The 14,255-nt window shown below is 63.7% G+C and carries 16 protein-coding genes and 1 other RNA gene; 11 read left to right on the forward strand and 6 right to left on the reverse strand.

The window, feature by feature from the left end; genetic code table 11:
• The first annotated feature begins 94 nt into the window (after positions 1-94).
• Entirely contained in the window at positions 95-1,120 is a 1,026-nt protein-coding gene (locus K2Y42_RS05560; RefSeq protein WP_291149475.1) for an aldo/keto reductase, read from the forward strand.
• Positions 1,121-1,218: 98 nt separating this feature from the next.
• On the opposite strand, the gene fumC is transcribed toward K2Y42_RS05560, so the two are convergent.
• Positions 1,219-2,634, reverse strand: a complete 1,416-nt coding sequence (fumC, locus tag K2Y42_RS05565; RefSeq protein ID WP_291149477.1) for a class II fumarate hydratase — start codon at positions 2,632-2,634, stop codon at positions 1,219-1,221.
• A 224-nt stretch (positions 2,635-2,858) separates the two neighbouring features.
• Here fumC and K2Y42_RS05570 point away from each other — a divergent pair, with 224 nt between their 5' ends.
• Positions 2,859-4,424 carry an EAL domain-containing protein gene (locus tag K2Y42_RS05570; RefSeq protein ID WP_291149479.1) on the forward strand — a complete coding sequence of 522 codons (1,566 nt, stop codon included), beginning with the start codon at positions 2,859-2,861 and terminating at the stop codon, positions 4,422-4,424.
• 110 nt (positions 4,425-4,534) lie between these two features.
• On the opposite strand, the gene K2Y42_RS05575 is transcribed toward K2Y42_RS05570, so the two are convergent.
• A complete protein-coding gene (locus tag K2Y42_RS05575) occupies positions 4,535-4,843 on the reverse strand; it encodes a hypothetical protein (RefSeq protein ID WP_291149482.1) in 309 nt (102 codons plus the stop codon).
• A gap of 266 nt (positions 4,844-5,109) precedes the next feature.
• On the opposite strand from K2Y42_RS05575, the gene K2Y42_RS05580 reads away from it, so the two are divergent.
• Positions 5,110-5,523 carry a hypothetical protein gene (locus tag K2Y42_RS05580; protein ID WP_291149485.1) on the forward strand — a complete coding sequence of 138 codons (414 nt, stop codon included), beginning with the start codon at positions 5,110-5,112 and terminating at the stop codon, positions 5,521-5,523.
• Between the two features lie 38 nt (positions 5,524-5,561).
• Here K2Y42_RS05580 and K2Y42_RS05585 read toward each other — a convergent pair whose 3' ends face one another.
• From K2Y42_RS05585 to ssrA, 3 genes are all read right to left on the reverse strand, one after another.
• Positions 5,562-5,855, reverse strand: coding sequence for a hypothetical protein (locus K2Y42_RS05585; RefSeq protein WP_291149488.1), 294 nt, complete (start codon positions 5,853-5,855; stop codon positions 5,562-5,564).
• Positions 5,856-5,959: 104 nt separating this feature from the next.
• Positions 5,960-6,670, reverse strand: a complete 711-nt coding sequence (locus K2Y42_RS05590) for a ClpXP protease specificity-enhancing factor SspB (RefSeq protein ID WP_291149491.1) — start codon at positions 6,668-6,670, stop codon at positions 5,960-5,962.
• 51 nt (positions 6,671-6,721) lie between these two features.
• Positions 6,722-7,111, reverse strand: a transfer-messenger RNA (tmRNA) gene (ssrA, locus tag K2Y42_RS05595).
• 82 nt (positions 7,112-7,193) lie between these two features.
• Here ssrA and K2Y42_RS05600 point away from each other — a divergent pair.
• Together K2Y42_RS05600 and K2Y42_RS05605 are read left to right on the forward strand one after the other, a co-directional pair.
• Positions 7,194-7,955 carry a CPBP family intramembrane glutamic endopeptidase gene (locus K2Y42_RS05600; RefSeq protein ID WP_291149495.1) on the forward strand — a complete coding sequence of 254 codons (762 nt, stop codon included), beginning with the start codon at positions 7,194-7,196 and terminating at the stop codon, positions 7,953-7,955.
• A gap of 59 nt (positions 7,956-8,014) precedes the next feature.
• Positions 8,015-8,833, forward strand: coding sequence for a thymidylate synthase (locus K2Y42_RS05605; protein ID WP_291149499.1), 819 nt, complete (start codon positions 8,015-8,017; stop codon positions 8,831-8,833).
• A gap of 2 nt (positions 8,834-8,835) precedes the next feature.
• Here K2Y42_RS05605 and K2Y42_RS05610 read toward each other — a convergent pair whose 3' ends face one another.
• Complete coding sequence (locus tag K2Y42_RS05610; RefSeq protein WP_291149502.1) at positions 8,836-9,228, reverse strand: hypothetical protein; 393 nt, start codon at positions 9,226-9,228, stop codon at positions 8,836-8,838.
• Between the two features lie 137 nt (positions 9,229-9,365).
• On the opposite strand from K2Y42_RS05610, the gene K2Y42_RS05615 reads away from it, so the two are divergent.
• The 6 genes from K2Y42_RS05615 (at position 9,366) to K2Y42_RS05640 (ending at position 14,251) form a co-directional block, all read left to right on the forward strand.
• Complete coding sequence (locus K2Y42_RS05615; protein WP_291149505.1) at positions 9,366-9,869, forward strand: dihydrofolate reductase; 504 nt, start codon at positions 9,366-9,368, stop codon at positions 9,867-9,869.
• A gap of 199 nt (positions 9,870-10,068) precedes the next feature.
• The gene (hflK, locus tag K2Y42_RS05620) at positions 10,069-11,196 is read left to right on the forward strand and encodes an FtsH protease activity modulator HflK (protein ID WP_291149508.1); all 1,128 of its coding nucleotides are present in this window, start codon (positions 10,069-10,071) and stop codon (positions 11,194-11,196) included.
• 2 nt (positions 11,197-11,198) lie between these two features.
• Positions 11,199-12,104: a protease modulator HflC gene (hflC, locus tag K2Y42_RS05625; RefSeq protein WP_291149511.1), complete on the forward strand. Its 906-nt coding sequence runs from the start codon at positions 11,199-11,201 to the stop codon at positions 12,102-12,104.
• Positions 12,101-12,286, forward strand: coding sequence for a DUF2065 family protein (locus K2Y42_RS05630; RefSeq protein ID WP_291149514.1), 186 nt, complete (start codon positions 12,101-12,103; stop codon positions 12,284-12,286). Before hflC ends, K2Y42_RS05630 begins: the two co-directional genes overlap by 4 nt.
• Before the next feature lie 235 nt (positions 12,287-12,521).
• A complete protein-coding gene (locus K2Y42_RS05635; RefSeq protein WP_291150196.1) occupies positions 12,522-13,979 on the forward strand; it encodes a Do family serine endopeptidase in 1,458 nt (485 codons plus the stop codon).
• An 11-nt stretch (positions 13,980-13,990) separates the two neighbouring features.
• Complete coding sequence (locus tag K2Y42_RS05640) at positions 13,991-14,251, forward strand: hypothetical protein (protein ID WP_291149517.1); 261 nt, start codon at positions 13,991-13,993, stop codon at positions 14,249-14,251.
• The last annotated feature ends 4 nt before the right edge of the window (positions 14,252-14,255 follow it).

The following is a 14,255-nucleotide window of genomic DNA, read 5'->3' on the forward strand; positions in this document are numbered from 1 at the left end:
TGACGGATGACGCTCCATATATACGGCCCGGCAGTCTGCTACATCCCCGCACGAAACCCTCTCACCCCGCACGAAACCCTCTCAGGAGCATCCCATGGAATATCGTCACCTCGGCGCGTCGGGCCTCAAGGTCCCTGCGCTCAGTTTTGGAGCCGGGACGTTTGGCGGCAAGGGCGAGTTTTTCAGCGCCTGGGGCACGACGGACGTCAAAGAGGCCACGCGGCTCATCGACGTCTGCCTCGATGCGGGGCTGACCATGTTCGATACCGCCGACATCTATTCGAACGGCGAGTCCGAGACGGTGCTCGGCGGCGCCATCAAGGGGCGCCGCGACAAGGTGCTGATCTCGACCAAGGCCACGTTCCGCTTCGGCGATGATCCCAACGACGTGGGCTCGTCGCGCTTCCACCTCATCCGCACCATCGATGCCTCCCTGAAGCGCCTCGGCACCGACTACATCGATCTCTTTCAGTTGCACGGTTTCGACGCCAAGACACCCGTCGAGGAGACCCTCTCCACGCTCGACGATCTCGTGCGGGCCGGCAAGATCCGCTACCTCGGCGTTTCCAATTTCTCGGGCTGGCATCTCATGAAGTCGCTCTCGGCCGCGGATCGCCACGGCTATTCGCGCTATGTCGCCAACCAAGCCTACTATTCGCTCATCGGCCGCGACTACGAATGGGAGCTGATGCCGCTCGGTCTCGACCAGGGCATCGGCGCCATGGTGTGGAGCCCGCTCGGCTGGGGCCGTCTCACCGGCAAAATCCGGCGTGGACAGCCGCTTCCCAAAACGAGCCGGCTCCATGCGACGGCGGATGCCGGGCCGCCCGTGTCGGACGACTACGTCTATAAGGTGGTCGACGCGCTGGACGAGGTCGCGGCCGAAACCGGCAAGACCGTGCCGCAGATCGCGCTCAACTGGCTGCTGCAGAGGCCGACCGTCTCGTCCGTCATCATCGGCGCGCGCAACGAGGAGCAACTGAAGCAGAACCTCGGTGCGGTCGGCTGGGCGCTCACCAAGGAGCAAGTGGCCAAGCTCGATGCGGCGAGCGACGTGACGCTCGCCTATCCCTACTGGCACCAGCGCTTCTTCACGGAGCGCAACCCCGCGCCGGTGTAACGAACGGCACGCGGCGGCTGTCATGCGGCGCTCATCGCCGCATGACAGTTGCGCATTTTCGCGTGCGCATTTCGGGCCGGGGCCCGTCGCTGCCCAGGCTACTCGGGTCCGATCATTTTCTCCGGACGCACGATCTCGTCGAACTCTGCGTCGCTGACGTAGCCGCCGCCCACGGCCTCCTCGCGCAGCGTCGTGCCCTTCTTGTGCGCGGTCTTGGCGATCTTGGCCGCGTTGTCGTAGCCGATCTTCGGGGCCAGCGCCGTCACGAGCATCAACGAGCGGTCGAGACCGGCCTTGATGTTGTCCTCGCGCGGCTCAATGCCGATGACGCAGTTGTCGGTGAAGGACATGGCCGCGTCTGCCATCAGGCGCACGGACTGCAGGAAGTTGTAGGCCATCACCGGGTTGAAGACGTTGAGCTCGAAGTGGCCCTGGCTTCCGGCAAACGTGAGCGCGGCGTTGTTGCCGAAGATCTGCACGCAGACCTGGGTCATCGCCTCGCACTGGGTCGGGTTGACCTTGCCCGGCATGATGGACGATCCGGGCTCATTTTCCGGAAGAGACAGCTCGCCGAGACCGGAGCGGGGGCCCGAGCCCAGGAAGCGGATGTCGTTTGCGATCTTGAACAGCGACGCCGCCACCGTGTTGATGGCGCCGTGCGAGAATACCATGGCGTCGTGAGCGGCAAGCGCCTCGAACTTGTTCGGCGCCGACGTGAAGGGAAGCTGCGTGATGGCGGCGATGCGCTCGGCCACCATCTCGGCAAAGCCCTTCGGCGCGTTGAGGCCGGTGCCGACCGCGGTGCCGCCCTGGGCAAGCTGCATGAGCGCAGGCAGCGTCTGCTCGATGCGATGGATGCCGTTCTCGATCTGCTGCGTGTAGCCGGAGAACTCTTGGCCGAGCGTCAGCGGCGTTGCGTCCTGCGTATGCGTGCGGCCGATCTTGATGATGCGCGCCCAGGCGTGGGACTTGTCGTTCAGCGCGTTGCGCAGGTACTGCAGCGCGGGCAGCAGGCGGTGATGGATTTCCTCCGCGCAGGCGATGTGCATGGCGGTCGGATACGTATCGTTCGACGATTGCGCCATGTTGACGTGATCGTTCGGATGGACCGGCTTCTTCGAGCCCATGACGCCGCCCAGCATCTCGATGGCGCGGTTCGAGATCACCTCGTTGGCATTCATGTTCGATTGCGTGCCGGAGCCCGTCTGCCAGACGACGAGCGGGAAGTGCGCATCGAGCTTGCCCTCGATCACCTCCTGCGCCGCCCGCACGACCGCCTGGCCGATGCCCTCATCGAGCTTGCCCAGCGCCATGTTCGCCTCTGCCGCGGCGCGCTTGACGATGCCGAGAGCGCGAACGACCGGAGCAGGCTGCTTCTCCCAGCCGATCTTGAAGTTGCCGAGGCTCCGCTGAGCCTGGGCGCCCCAGTACTTGTCCGAGGCAACGTGGATTTCGCCGAACGTGTCGGTTTCGATCCGGGTGGCGGGAGACGACGAGGTCGATCTGGCGGTCATGGCAGGATTCCGGTGTGACTATGCGATCGGCCGTTGCCATACCATGTTGCACGCGCGCCCACCAAGGCTGATGGACTTACGAGCAATAGGCCGCAATTTTGGGCTTTCTGGCCGACTGACCCCGATATTTTAACGACCTCCGGGCATGCTGTCCTTTGGTCCTCTGGGGGGGACCGTTTGTCGCCTGGGGCACCATGCCTTCACCTTCGCTGGTTAACATTTTCTTGCGCGAACGATATTTCCGCCTCGTCGGGGGCGGGATCTGGCTTGCCATCACGCTTGTCCTCATCGCGGTGAGCGCGGTGATCTGGCGCGCGCATCTCACGAACTCGTTGCAGACGGAGGTCCAGCACACGCTCGGCAGCCTCGAAAAGCTGCATGGGAACGTCATGTCGGCCTTCGCCGAACTGCGAAAATCGGCGACGTCGGAGCCTTGCTCGCCGCAGTTCATACGCGAGCTGCAGCGCGTCGCGTTCGTGCCTGACGGCCTCAACGAATTCATTTATGCGCCCGGCGGCCGCGTGACCTGCTCGACCAGCCTGCGAGAACGTGCGGCGGCGCCAGAATGGCTCGGATTGCCCGATGTTGCCGGCATCGCGCACGGCGAGATGTCGATGTGGATCGGCAAGCGCCTCGATGCAATCGGCCGCCCCGACATGTACGGGCACATCGTCTACCAGGAACCGTTTGCGATCGTTGTGCCCCTGCAATTGCTCGCTGCACGCGACATCGAGGGCACGCAGCAGCAGTTCGTCATTTCCTCGTCCTCCGTGCATCACCTCGCCGGCAAGCGCGGCCTTTATCGGGCTTCCGTTGCGGGCCCGGGATCGCTTTCCGACATCCGCAAGGTCGCCTGCGGAACCAACCATCCCTACTGCTTCGCGATGGTCGACAATCTTCCCGGCCACCTGACGGCGATGCCTGAAATCGTCGCGTTGGTCATCGCTCTCCTAGGCTTCTACGCCATCGCGCCCGCCGCATACGTGCGCCGGCTGATCGAAGACTACTGGTCGTTCGAAGCGCGCTTCCTGCGCACACTCGACAGCAATTCCGTCGTCTGTTCCTACCAGCCCATTCTCGACATCAGGACCGGAAAGATCTCCGGATGCGAAGTGCTGGCGCGCTGGCGCGACCTCGACGGGTCTGTCGTCTCGCCGGATACGTTCATCGATATTGTCGCGAAATCCGGCAGGACGCTCGACTTCACGAAAATGATCGCGGATCGCGCCTATCACGAGCTGTCGACGGCGCTCGGAGCAGACACGCGTCTGCAGGTGAACTTCAATATTTTTCCGCGCGACCTCGACTGCCAGAAGCTGTCTGAGGTCTTCAACGCGTTCGAACGGGACCGCGATCGGTTCACGGTCGCAATCGAAATCACGGAGAGCGATTCACTCGACGTGAATCACGCCCAAGCCGAGATCGAAACACTGGCCCGCAAGGGGATCCGGACCTACGTCGACGACTTCGGAAACGGCTATTCCAACCTCCACAGGATCGCCACCTTGGCCGTTCACGGAGTCAAGCTCGACCGGTCGTTCGCGATGGCGCCCGACGACAGCATGATGGCGCGGATGATGGTGCTGGCGATCGACATGATGGCATCGTCGGGCCGCGAGATCGTCGTCGAAGGCGTGGAGACGCAGGAGCGTCTCGATCTCCTGGCCGGCACGAACCGCGTGGCTTACGCGCAGGGCTACCTGATTTCCCGGCCGCTCGCGATCGACGCCTTCGCGGACTTCCTCGCGCGCCATCAGGCGGCAGCCGAACCCGCAATGCAGGCCGCGTAGACGCTATCCGGCGTCGGCATCTCCCCATATCTAGACATGGCTGAGGGCCGCGACGGGGCGGCCCTCTCCATTGCTCCTATCGGCTGGTGCCGATCGGCTCAGGCTCGGAACTACGAACGATAGAACCGCTGCACGAGCGAGGCGTGACGGCGCTCAGCGTTGCGGAGCTGGATGCGCTCGATGGTCGTCACCCGGCCGTCGCGCATCACGCGGCGCTTGAGGGACGCGAGGTTGGCTGCGCTGCGTGCGATGGCGGCACGCTCGGCACCGCTGATGCCCTTCTTCTTAAAAACATGAGACGGGCCCGGCTTGCCCCAGCCGTTGTTATAGTGCTTGGCGGGGGCTGCGCTTGCGGCGCCTGCGGTCAGGACGAGGGCGGCGGCTGCGCTCAAGATGGCCGTTTTGATCTTCGTGTTCATAGGTCTCTCCACTCTGTTTCTCTCTGCCCGCCGCACTGCGGTTTCTCGGGCCTGCACAGAGAAGAACGCCGGCACCGGCGCGCATCCGTTGCTATTTTTCGAAATTTTTTCAGTCACTTACGGTTCATCTACCTGAACGAACGTTCATCTGCGGCATACGCGTGCGGCATCGGATTTCAGGAACTATCGGACTGGTTTTGCGTTCATGGGATCACCACGTTTTTATCTGCGGCGGCTCTACGCTCGCGCGGAGACAGGAGATCGAAATGTTCACTCTCAAACGTCTGAGCAAACGCTTGGGCGGCGCAATGGCCGCGGCCGTTGCCGGGATCGCGGCGCTCGGCGCAGCGGGTCTCAGCACAACGGCCCTCAGCACGTCGGCTCAGGCCGCTCCCTTCGCCTCAGCTCCTGCGCCGGCTCAATCTTCCGATGTCGTGAAGGTGGGCCGCGGCATCAGCATCTACATCGGACCCGGCTACGGGTACGGCTATCGCGACTACGGATACGGCGGTTACGGCTATCGCCCGTATGGCTATCGCAGCTACTACGACGGCTACGACTATTATCCGCGCCGGGCCTACCGGGCACGCTACTACGATCGCGGCTATTACGACGGCGGGCACCGCCACGGCCACCGCTGGGCGCGCGAGCGCTTCGAGCATCCGCTAGGACGCCGCTAAGCTTCCGAATGATGTAACTGAAGAGAAGGGCGTGCCTCTCAGGGCGCGCCCTTTCTCAATCCGAACTTGCCATCCGGCATGAAGGCGATGGTGAATTCATTACCATCCGAGAGATCGAGCTTGTTGCCGTTGACGATCAAAGTGCCGTCGGCCGTCTCGGTCTTGTAACTGATCGGACCTTCGCCCCTCAGAACGAGATGGACGGTCTTGCCGTTGAACGTCAGGGTCTGGACGGGGCGTTCCCTGTTCGACGGCGGCAGGAAGGTGTCGAGGGCGTAGATCGCCGTGATCAGCACAAAAATCGCGATGCCGATGTTCTTCAGAATTCTCATGGAAGCCTCCGTCCGTCTGCGGAGAGCTTGCGGCATTTGCGGGCCGCGCGCAACGGGCGAGCGGGCGGCAGGCCTCGCCTTCCGCCTTCGCCGAGCAGGTACGGTTACTTCTTGCGGAATTTGTCGAGGCTGACGATTTCGGCGCCGCCCGGCTTGCGGGGCGCATCGGCGTCGTTCGAGCTTTCAGCGGGGCCGTCATGGCCGAGGTCGTCGTCGCCAGAAGCGGCGTGAGATGTCGCGTGCTGGCCCGGCGCGTTCGCGGCAACCGGGTCGGCCGCCTGCTGCGACGGCTCATCGGCGTCGGGCTTGAGGCCGTTGACCGCCGCCTTCTCGTCGCGCTTGTCGACGCTTTGGAGCTTTTTCGTGCCGCGCGCGGTCTTGCGGGCCGGCCGGGTCGCGCCGGCGCGCGGGGTCAGGCTTTCGATCGAGTTGCCGGGCGAACCGCTCTCGATGGCGTTCGGATCCTCGAACTGCAGGCCGAACCGCACGGAGGGATCGAAAAACACCTTGATGGCCGCGAAGGGCACGACGAGACGCTCCGGGATGCCGTCGAACGTCAGCTTCACCTCGAAGCGGTCCTCGCTCACGACGAGGTCCCAGAAGCGGTGCTGAAGCACGATTGTCATCTCGCGCGGATACTTCTCCTTGAGCCGCTTCGAGAGCGACGCGCCAGGAGCCTCCGTGTCGAAGGAGATGTAGAAATGATGGTCGCCAGCCAAACCGGACTTGGCGGTGCGCACCAGAACCTGGCGCACGACGCCGCGCATCGCTTCCTGCGCAAGTCCTTCGTAGTCGATCGTAGACTCAACCGTCATGCCGTGCCGTTTCGTCCCGATCGCGCCTCAATAGTCCAGCGACGCTGAATGAGTGGGGAGCTTCTGTTGCCCGGTGCTCCCCTGACCGCGCCTTGCTCGGCTAGGAGCGAGGACTTTAGTAGTTAGGCATTTCGCGCCGCATTACGCAGCGAGAGCAGCCTCAGCATAGTTGTCATTGGCAACTATTCTGAATGACCCGATGACGGCGGTATCATGCCGAGCAAAAGCGCGCCCTTTACACCCTCGTCGATCCTAGTTCGCCCCCATCAGTAGCTCACTGGTCACATGACGGGTACCGTACATGCGGGGGAGTGAGCTATTGGTGGAGGCGCCGGGTACCGCCCCCGGGTCCGAACGGCTTATTACGACGTCCATTTATCGCCATAGCCGGACGAATCCGGCAGACCAAATATAGGCTGGGAGCATTTGAATTGAAAGTGCCTGCGACCACGGAGTCTCAAGGCATCCTCGCTCCCGCTTTCAGCACCCGTGACACTCTCCACCGCTGCAGGGAACACCTCTCATGACGGCGACGTCCGACCCCGCTCCCGGCTCGGCCTATCGGCCGGCGACGCCCTGGCACCCCGGCCCTGCGCTGCTGGTGGCCATGCTGGCCAGTTTCGCGCCGCTCGTGCTCTGGGTGCTGGGGCCTATCGCCGAGAGCATGGGGATTGCCGCGGCGCCCGAACCAACGTCCGCGGAGGGGCTGCCGCCGCTCTCGTCGCCGCTCATGATGGCGCAGATGATGCTCGGGCAGATCCTCTCGTTCGCCGTCGTCTGGGCGGCTGCGGGCTGGAAGGGGGCGCGGCGGTCCGCGCTTCAGCTTGCGGCTCCGCAGACCGGCTTTGCCACGGCGGCGGGGCTTGGGCTCATGCTGGTGGTGCTGATTCTCCCGCTCGAAATCCTGTTCTACCGACTAGCCGGGATCGGGCTGTTCAGCGACAGCGCCTGGCTGCTCGAAGGCCTGAGGTCGCCGCTCTGGTGGGGCGTGGTGATCATCGCCGTCGTGCTTGCGCCGCTGTGGGAGGAAGTGACCTTCCGGGGCTTTCTCTTGTCGGCGCTGGCGAAGACGCGGCTCGGGTTCTGGCCGGCGGCCACGATCTCGTCGCTGCTGTGGACGTTTTTGCACTGGGGCTATACGTGGCCCGGGCTTGCCAGCGTGTTCCTGGCCGGAATCGGGCTGTCCTGGATCATGCAGCGCACCGGATCCTTGCGCGCGGTGATTGTGGCGCACGGGGTCATCAACGCGTTTTCGCTTACGGTCATTGCGCTTTTTGCGCCGTGAGCCAGATGACCAAGGGTGCCACAGTGATCTTGGTCCGGAATCGGGCTAGGAGGTTTTGAATGCAGCAGTACCTCGACCTTTTGCGCCGCGTGCGCACCGAAGGCACGGCCAAGTCCGACAGGACGGGGACCGGCACGCTCTCCGTGTTCGGCCATCAGATGCGCTTCGACCTGTCGGAGGGCTTCCCGCTCGTCACGACCAAAAAGCTGCATCTCAAATCGATCATCCACGAGCTGATCTGGTTTCTCGCGGGCGACACCAACGTCGGATATCTCCAAGCCAACGGCGTGCGCATCTGGGACGAGTGGGCGCGCGCCGACGGCAGCCTCGGGCCGGTCTACGGCAAGCAGTGGCGGAGCTGGGCGGTTCCTGATTGTGGCCCGTCTCCGTCAGGACACGGACGCACGATCGACCAGATCAGCGACGCCGTGCACACGCTCAAGACCAATCCGGACAGCCGGCGCATCATCGTCTCGGCCTGGAATCCGGCTGACATCCCGGACATGGCGCTCGCGCCGTGCCACTGTCTGTTCCAGTTCTATGTCGCGGATGGGAAGCTCTCGTGCCAGCTCTATCAGCGCTCGGCAGACATCTTCCTCGGCGTGCCGTTCAACATCGCGAGCTATGCGCTGCTGACGATGATGATGGCTCAGGTGACGGACCTCAAGCCGGGTGATTTCGTGCATACGTTCGGCGACGCGCACCTCTACACCAACCACATCGAGCAGGCGGACCTGCAGCTTTCCCGCGCGCCGCGCCCGCTGCCGCGCATGACGATCAACCCCGACGTGCGCTCGATCTTCGCCTTCCGCTATGAGGACTTCACGCTCGAAGACTACGATCCCCACCCCCACATCGCCGCGCCGGTGGCGGTTTGAACCTATCGCGTGCTGGATGTGATGATGTTGGAAGCGGCTGTATTACTCAAGCCTGCGCCTGCACATCCTTTGCTGATCGAAACTTTGCGGACCGCTTCTGTCTCACCTTTTAACCGTGCAATTTCAGGAGCGATGTTGTCTCCGGACAGGCTGGAAACGGGCAATCCGATCAGGATAATGCCGACTGTATCGTTAGTGCGTGCGTTCTCTTGCTGAGTTGACGCCTGTGCAAGCGCCTGGCTCAGTCGCCCGCTCTCTTCTCCTAGCTGCGCACAGCTCCAATGCTGATAGTTGACTTCGCTAATGTAGGCCGGAGCGATACTTTCGGGGGATTTCGCGCAAGCCGAAATCAGCATGATCGAACCGGCAATGAGGCATAGCTTGAAATCGCGCATCTGAGGCTACCGTGTTTAGAATTGCATCATGAGCACGCATTGATTCTCTCGTTGCCACCATGCCAATCGAATAGTTCTCAACACAGATAGTCTCAAGACGCTCAATTCGCCTGAGTAAGCCCAAGGATGATTTCGACTTGAAAACATCGCTCATCGTTGCTGTCGCCGAGAACGGCATCATCGGCCGGGGTGGCCAACTGCCGTGGCGGCTTTCGTCGGACCTCAAGACGTTCCGCCGCCTCACGATGGGCAAGCCCGTCATCATGGGCCGCAAGACGTTTCAGTCTCTCAAGAAGCCGCTCGACGGGCGCGACAACATTGTGCTGTCGACGGACCCCATGTTCGAGCCTGAGGGGGCCACGGTCGTCGAAAGCTTCGCCGACGCCATGACGCTCGCGCGCACGCTCGCCCTGACGCGCGGCGCAGACGAGATCATGGTTATCGGAGGCGCCGCCGTTTTCCGCGCGGCACTGCCGGTCGCGGATCGCATCTACTGGACCGAGGTCCACGCAAGCCCGGACGGCGACGTCTCCTTTCCCGAGGCGGACCTTTCCGAATGGGTGGAGGTGGAGCGCGCGGCGCTCGCACGCGGCGAGAAGGACGATGTCACCGCAACCCTTAAGGTGCTCGATCGGCCATAGCGCGGGATTTTGGCGGCCCGAGCCCCTCAGCGCCTTGACGGATACCGCCCGAAAACCAATCTCATGGGGCGGGTTTGCTTCGTTCGGGGACCTCCCCTATAAGCGAGGCTCTGTCTTCCATCCGGAACCTGATGCTGTGCCTCTCCGGGAGAGAGGCCGCCATTCCGGCCATCATCCACAATCGAAGGGCTGAGATCCTATGCCTTGGAGCAATCAAAGCGGCGGCGGCAGCGGCAACGGAGGCGGCTGGAAAGGCGGCGGCGGGGGCGGCGGACCGTGGGGCCAGGGGCCCGGGAACCAGCCTCCAGATCTCGAAGAAATGCTGAAGCGCAGCCAGGACCGCATGAAGCAGGTCATGCATGGCGGCGGCGTGCCGGGACCGCTCGCGTTCCTCGCGGCGGTGGCCGCGGCGGCCGTCGTCGGCTGGTATGCCTTCTTCTTCCGCGTCGATCCGGATGAGCTCGGCGTCGTGATGCGCTTCGGCGAGTACGTGCGCCAGGAACCGCCGGGCCTGCACTTCCGCTGGCCCTACCCGGTCGAAGAGGTCGTCAAGCCGAAGGTCACGCGCCAGAACATCATCGAGGTCGGCATGCGCTCGGCGTCGATCGATCGCGGTTTCGGCGGCGGCGGCATCCAGGACGTCAAGGAAGAGAGCCTGATGCTGACCGGTGACGAGAACACGGTCGACATCGACTTCGTCGTCTACTGGCGCATCAAGAATGCGGAACAGTATCTGTTCAATATCGCAAACCCTGACAACACCGTGAAGGAAGTGGCCGAAAGCGCCATGCGCGAGGTCGTCGGGCAGTCGGACATCCAGCCGATCCTGACCCAGGCCCGCCAGAAGACGGAGCAGGCCGTGCTGACGCTGATCCAGCAGACGCTCGACAGCTACCAGGCCGGCATCCAGATCGATCAGGTGACGCTGCAGAAGGTCGACCCGCCGGGCGACGTGATCGACGCCTTCCGCGACGTTCAGGCAGCACGCGCCGACAAGGAGCGCCTCCAGAACGAAGCCTTCGCCTACGCCAACAAGGTGGTGCCGGAGGCGCGCGGCGAGGCCGAACGCATCCTGCAGGCCGCCGAAGGCTTCAAGCAGGGAACGGTTGCCGAAGCGCAAGGCCAGACGGCGCGCTTCCTCAAGGTTTTCGACGAATACAAGAAAGCGCCGGAGGTGACGCGCAAGCGCATCTTCCTCGAGACGATGGAACGCGTGATGGGCGGCACTGACAAGGTGATTATCGACAGCAAGAGCGGCCAGGGCGTCGTGCCTTACCTGCCGCTCGACCAGCTCCAGCGCCGCCAGCCGACCGAGGGGGGCAACTGATCATGCGAGCATTTCTCGGTTTTCTCGTTTTCCTGATCGCAGCCGCCGGCGTTGCAGTTTACGCCTCGGCGTTCATCGTGCACCAGAACGAGCAGGCGCTCGTGCTCGAATTCGGCAAGCCCAAGCGCGTCGTGCAGCAGCCCGGCCTGCATTGGAAGCTGCCGCTGGTCGAGACGGTCGACATCTTCGACAAGCGCATACTCGACATCGACACGCAGACGCAGGAAGTCACGGCTTCCGACCAGAAGCGCCTGCTCGTCGACGTGTTCGCACGCTACAAGATCGTCGATCCGCTGAAGTTCTACCAGACGCTGCGTGACGAACGGCAGGTGCGTTCGCGCCTCGGTCCGATCGTCGAATCCGCCATGCGCCGCGCGCTCGGCTCGTCCACGTTCCAGGACGTCGTGCGCGACAAGCGTGAGCTGCTGATGAAGCAGATCCTCAAGAACGTGAACGACGAAGGCGAGGACTTCGGCCTGCAGGTCGTCGACGTGCGCATCAAGCGCGCCGACCTTCCCGAGCAGAACCAGAAGAGCGTGTTCGACCGCATGCGCGCCGAGCGCCAGCGCGAGGCCGCAGAGTTCCGCGCCCAGGGCACGGGCGAAGCGAGCCGCATCCGCGGCACCGCCGATCGCGACGTGACCATCATCAAGGCCGAAGCCACCCGCAAGGGCGAAGAACTTCGGGGCGAAGGCGAAGCGCAACGCAACAGCATCTTCGCGGCCGCCTTCGGACAGGATCCCGACTTCTTCGGCTTCTACCGCTCGATGCAGGCCTACGAACAGGGCCTGCAGCCGAACGGGACGAAGTTCGTGATCTCGCCTGACTCCGAGTTCTTCGAGTACTTCAACAATCCCCTTGGGACGAGCAAGCCTGGCCAGGGGACCACATCCCGGACGCCTCAATGACCGATCTCTTGGTGGCGCTCGGACTTGTGCTTGTGATTGAGGGCCTGCTTTGGGCCCTCTCTCCTGAGCTCGGACGCCACCTGCTCGCGACTGCGGCGGCCACGCCCGAGGCTAGCCTTCGCAAGGCGGGCTGGGTGGCCGTGGCGGTCGGGGCGCTCGTGGTTTGGGCTGTTCGGGGCTAAGGGGCCCCGGCCCATCAAGGCTGGCGCGTTGACAGCCTCCCTGCGATCTCACACTTTGTCTTCGATCGGGCTGCTGTGCGGCCCCCACGGAGCTGCCGGCCTCCGGTCACGGTGCGGTCGCGAGGCGACGCGTGGCTTGCCGGCGATGAAGGAGCAATCGATGCGTTGGACGAACTTGAGAGACCGGGTCTCGGCCGCACCGCGGCAGTTGAAGGCCTTGGCCGCTCCGCGGCAGATGCGGGCCGCGATGGCGTCTCTCGTTCTGGCCCCCGTTCTCGCGACCGCTCTCGCCGGCTCGCCAGCCCATGCCCAGCGCGGGCCGGAGTCGGTGGCGCCAATCGCCGAGAAGCTCATCGATGCGGTCGTGAACATTTCGACGAGCCAGGTGGCCAAGGGGCCTGAGGGCGTGCCCCTGCCGCAGGTTCCGAAGGGTTCGCCGTTCGAAGACTTCTTCGAGGACTTCTTCAACAAAAAAGGTGGCGGCGGGCGCGTGCCGCCACAGGACCGCAAGGTGTCCTCGCTCGGCTCCGGCTTCGTGATCGACGGCGCGGAAGGTCTGGTGGTGACGAACAACCACGTCATCGAAGGCGCGGACGAGATCATCGTCAATTTCCACGACGGATCGAAGCTCAAGGTCGACAAGGTGCTGGGCCGCGACACCAAGGCGGACCTCGCGCTGCTCAAGGTGACGCCGAAGAAGCCGCTCGTGTCGGTCAAGTTCGGCTCGTCGGCCAACGTCAAAGTCGGCGACTGGGTGATGGCGATCGGCAATCCGTTCGGCCTCGGCGGAACGTTGACCGTCGGTATCATTTCGGCCAAGCAGCGCGACATCAATGCGGGCCCCTATGACGACTTCCTGCAGACGGACGCTGCCATCAACAAGGGCAACTCGGGCGGGCCGCTGTTCAACATGCAAGGCGAAGTCGTCGGTGTGAACACGGCCATCATCTCGCCCACGGGCGGCTCGATCGGCATCGGCTTCGCCGTGCCCGCCGATACCGTCACGGCGGTGATTTCGCAGCTCAAGGAGTTCGGGCAGGTCAAGCGCGGCTGGCTCGGCGTCAAGATCCAGTCGATCAGCGAAGACATCGGCGAAAGCCTCGGCGTGCCCGAGAACACCGGCGCGCTCGTGGCCGGGGTGACCCCGGATTCGCCTGCCGCGAAGGCGGGCGTCGAAGCGGGCGACGTGATCCTCAAGTTCGACGGCAAGGACGTGACAACCATGCGCGGGCTGCCCAAGCTGGTCGCCCAGTCTCAGATCGGCAAGGCTGTCGATATCGAGATCCAGCGGCAGGGCCAGAAGAAGACGCTGTCGGTGACGGTCGGGATGCTGGACGACGAAGAAGGCAATCCGACGCCCGCCGCCGAGGAAAAGAAGGACGAGGCGCCACCCGCGTCGAGCACCGTCCTCGGTCTGTCGCTGCTGCCGCTCAACGACGAAATGCGCAGCCGCTTCGGCTTCGACGCCAAGGTCAAGGGCCTGATCGTGGGCGACATCGACCCGTCGAGCGCGGCCGCCTCCAAGAACATCCGGCAGGGCGACGTAATAACGGAAGCCCAGCAGGAGCCCGTGGCGACCGCGAAAGACCTCGAAACGGCCATCGAAAAGGTGAAAAAGACCGGCGGCAAGAGCGTGCTTCTGCTGGTCGAGGATGCGAAGGGCGATACTCGTTTCGTCGCTATCCCGTTCTAGGCCCGGTGCCCATGGAAATCACCGAAGCGGAAGCCATCGAGATCGCGGGAGACGCCGAGGGCGACATCGTGGCGGAGGAGATGAACGACGAGACGGACTCCTCCGTCGTGTTGAGAAAGTTTCCCTCGCGCTTTGTTTTGGGCGCAAGCTGCGACGCCACGGATACCTATAAGTTCTATGTTTTCGACGACCTCGAGGCCGCACAAGTACATTTCGACCAGCTTGCCGAAACGATGCGAAGCACGGGCACGCCATTCGGCGCCGCGAGCTGAGCGC

The organism is Hyphomicrobium sp., from assembly GCF_019744875.1.
GTDB lineage: Bacteria > Pseudomonadota > Alphaproteobacteria > Rhizobiales > Hyphomicrobiaceae > Hyphomicrobium_C.

Coding starts and splice junctions, on each gene's coding strand:
- K2Y42_RS05575 (WP_291149482.1), bottom strand. CDS start 4,843: ATGAACACGAAGATCAAAACGGCCATCTTGAGCGCAGCCGCCGCCCTC.
- K2Y42_RS05590 (WP_291149491.1), bottom strand. CDS start 6,670: ATGACGGTTGAGTCTACGATCGACTACGAAGGACTTGCGCAGGAAGCG.
- K2Y42_RS05585 (WP_291149488.1), bottom strand. CDS start 5,855: ATGAGAATTCTGAAGAACATCGGCATCGCGATTTTTGTGCTGATCACG.
- K2Y42_RS05605 (WP_291149499.1), top strand. CDS start 8,015: ATGCAGCAGTACCTCGACCTTTTGCGCCGCGTGCGCACCGAAGGCACG.
- hflK (WP_291149508.1), top strand. CDS start 10,069: ATGCCTTGGAGCAATCAAAGCGGCGGCGGCAGCGGCAACGGAGGCGGC.
- fumC (WP_291149477.1), bottom strand. CDS start 2,634: ATGACCGCCAGATCGACCTCGTCGTCTCCCGCCACCCGGATCGAAACC.
- K2Y42_RS05630 (WP_291149514.1), top strand. CDS start 12,101: ATGACCGATCTCTTGGTGGCGCTCGGACTTGTGCTTGTGATTGAGGGC.
- K2Y42_RS05635 (WP_291150196.1), top strand. CDS start 12,522: ATGCGGGCCGCGATGGCGTCTCTCGTTCTGGCCCCCGTTCTCGCGACC.
- K2Y42_RS05560 (WP_291149475.1), top strand. CDS start 95: ATGGAATATCGTCACCTCGGCGCGTCGGGCCTCAAGGTCCCTGCGCTC.
- K2Y42_RS05600 (WP_291149495.1), top strand. CDS start 7,194: ATGACGGCGACGTCCGACCCCGCTCCCGGCTCGGCCTATCGGCCGGCG.
- hflC (WP_291149511.1), top strand. CDS start 11,199: ATGCGAGCATTTCTCGGTTTTCTCGTTTTCCTGATCGCAGCCGCCGGC.
- K2Y42_RS05640 (WP_291149517.1), top strand. CDS start 13,991: ATGGAAATCACCGAAGCGGAAGCCATCGAGATCGCGGGAGACGCCGAG.
- K2Y42_RS05580 (WP_291149485.1), top strand. CDS start 5,110: ATGTTCACTCTCAAACGTCTGAGCAAACGCTTGGGCGGCGCAATGGCC.
- K2Y42_RS05610 (WP_291149502.1), bottom strand. CDS start 9,228: ATGCGCGATTTCAAGCTATGCCTCATTGCCGGTTCGATCATGCTGATT.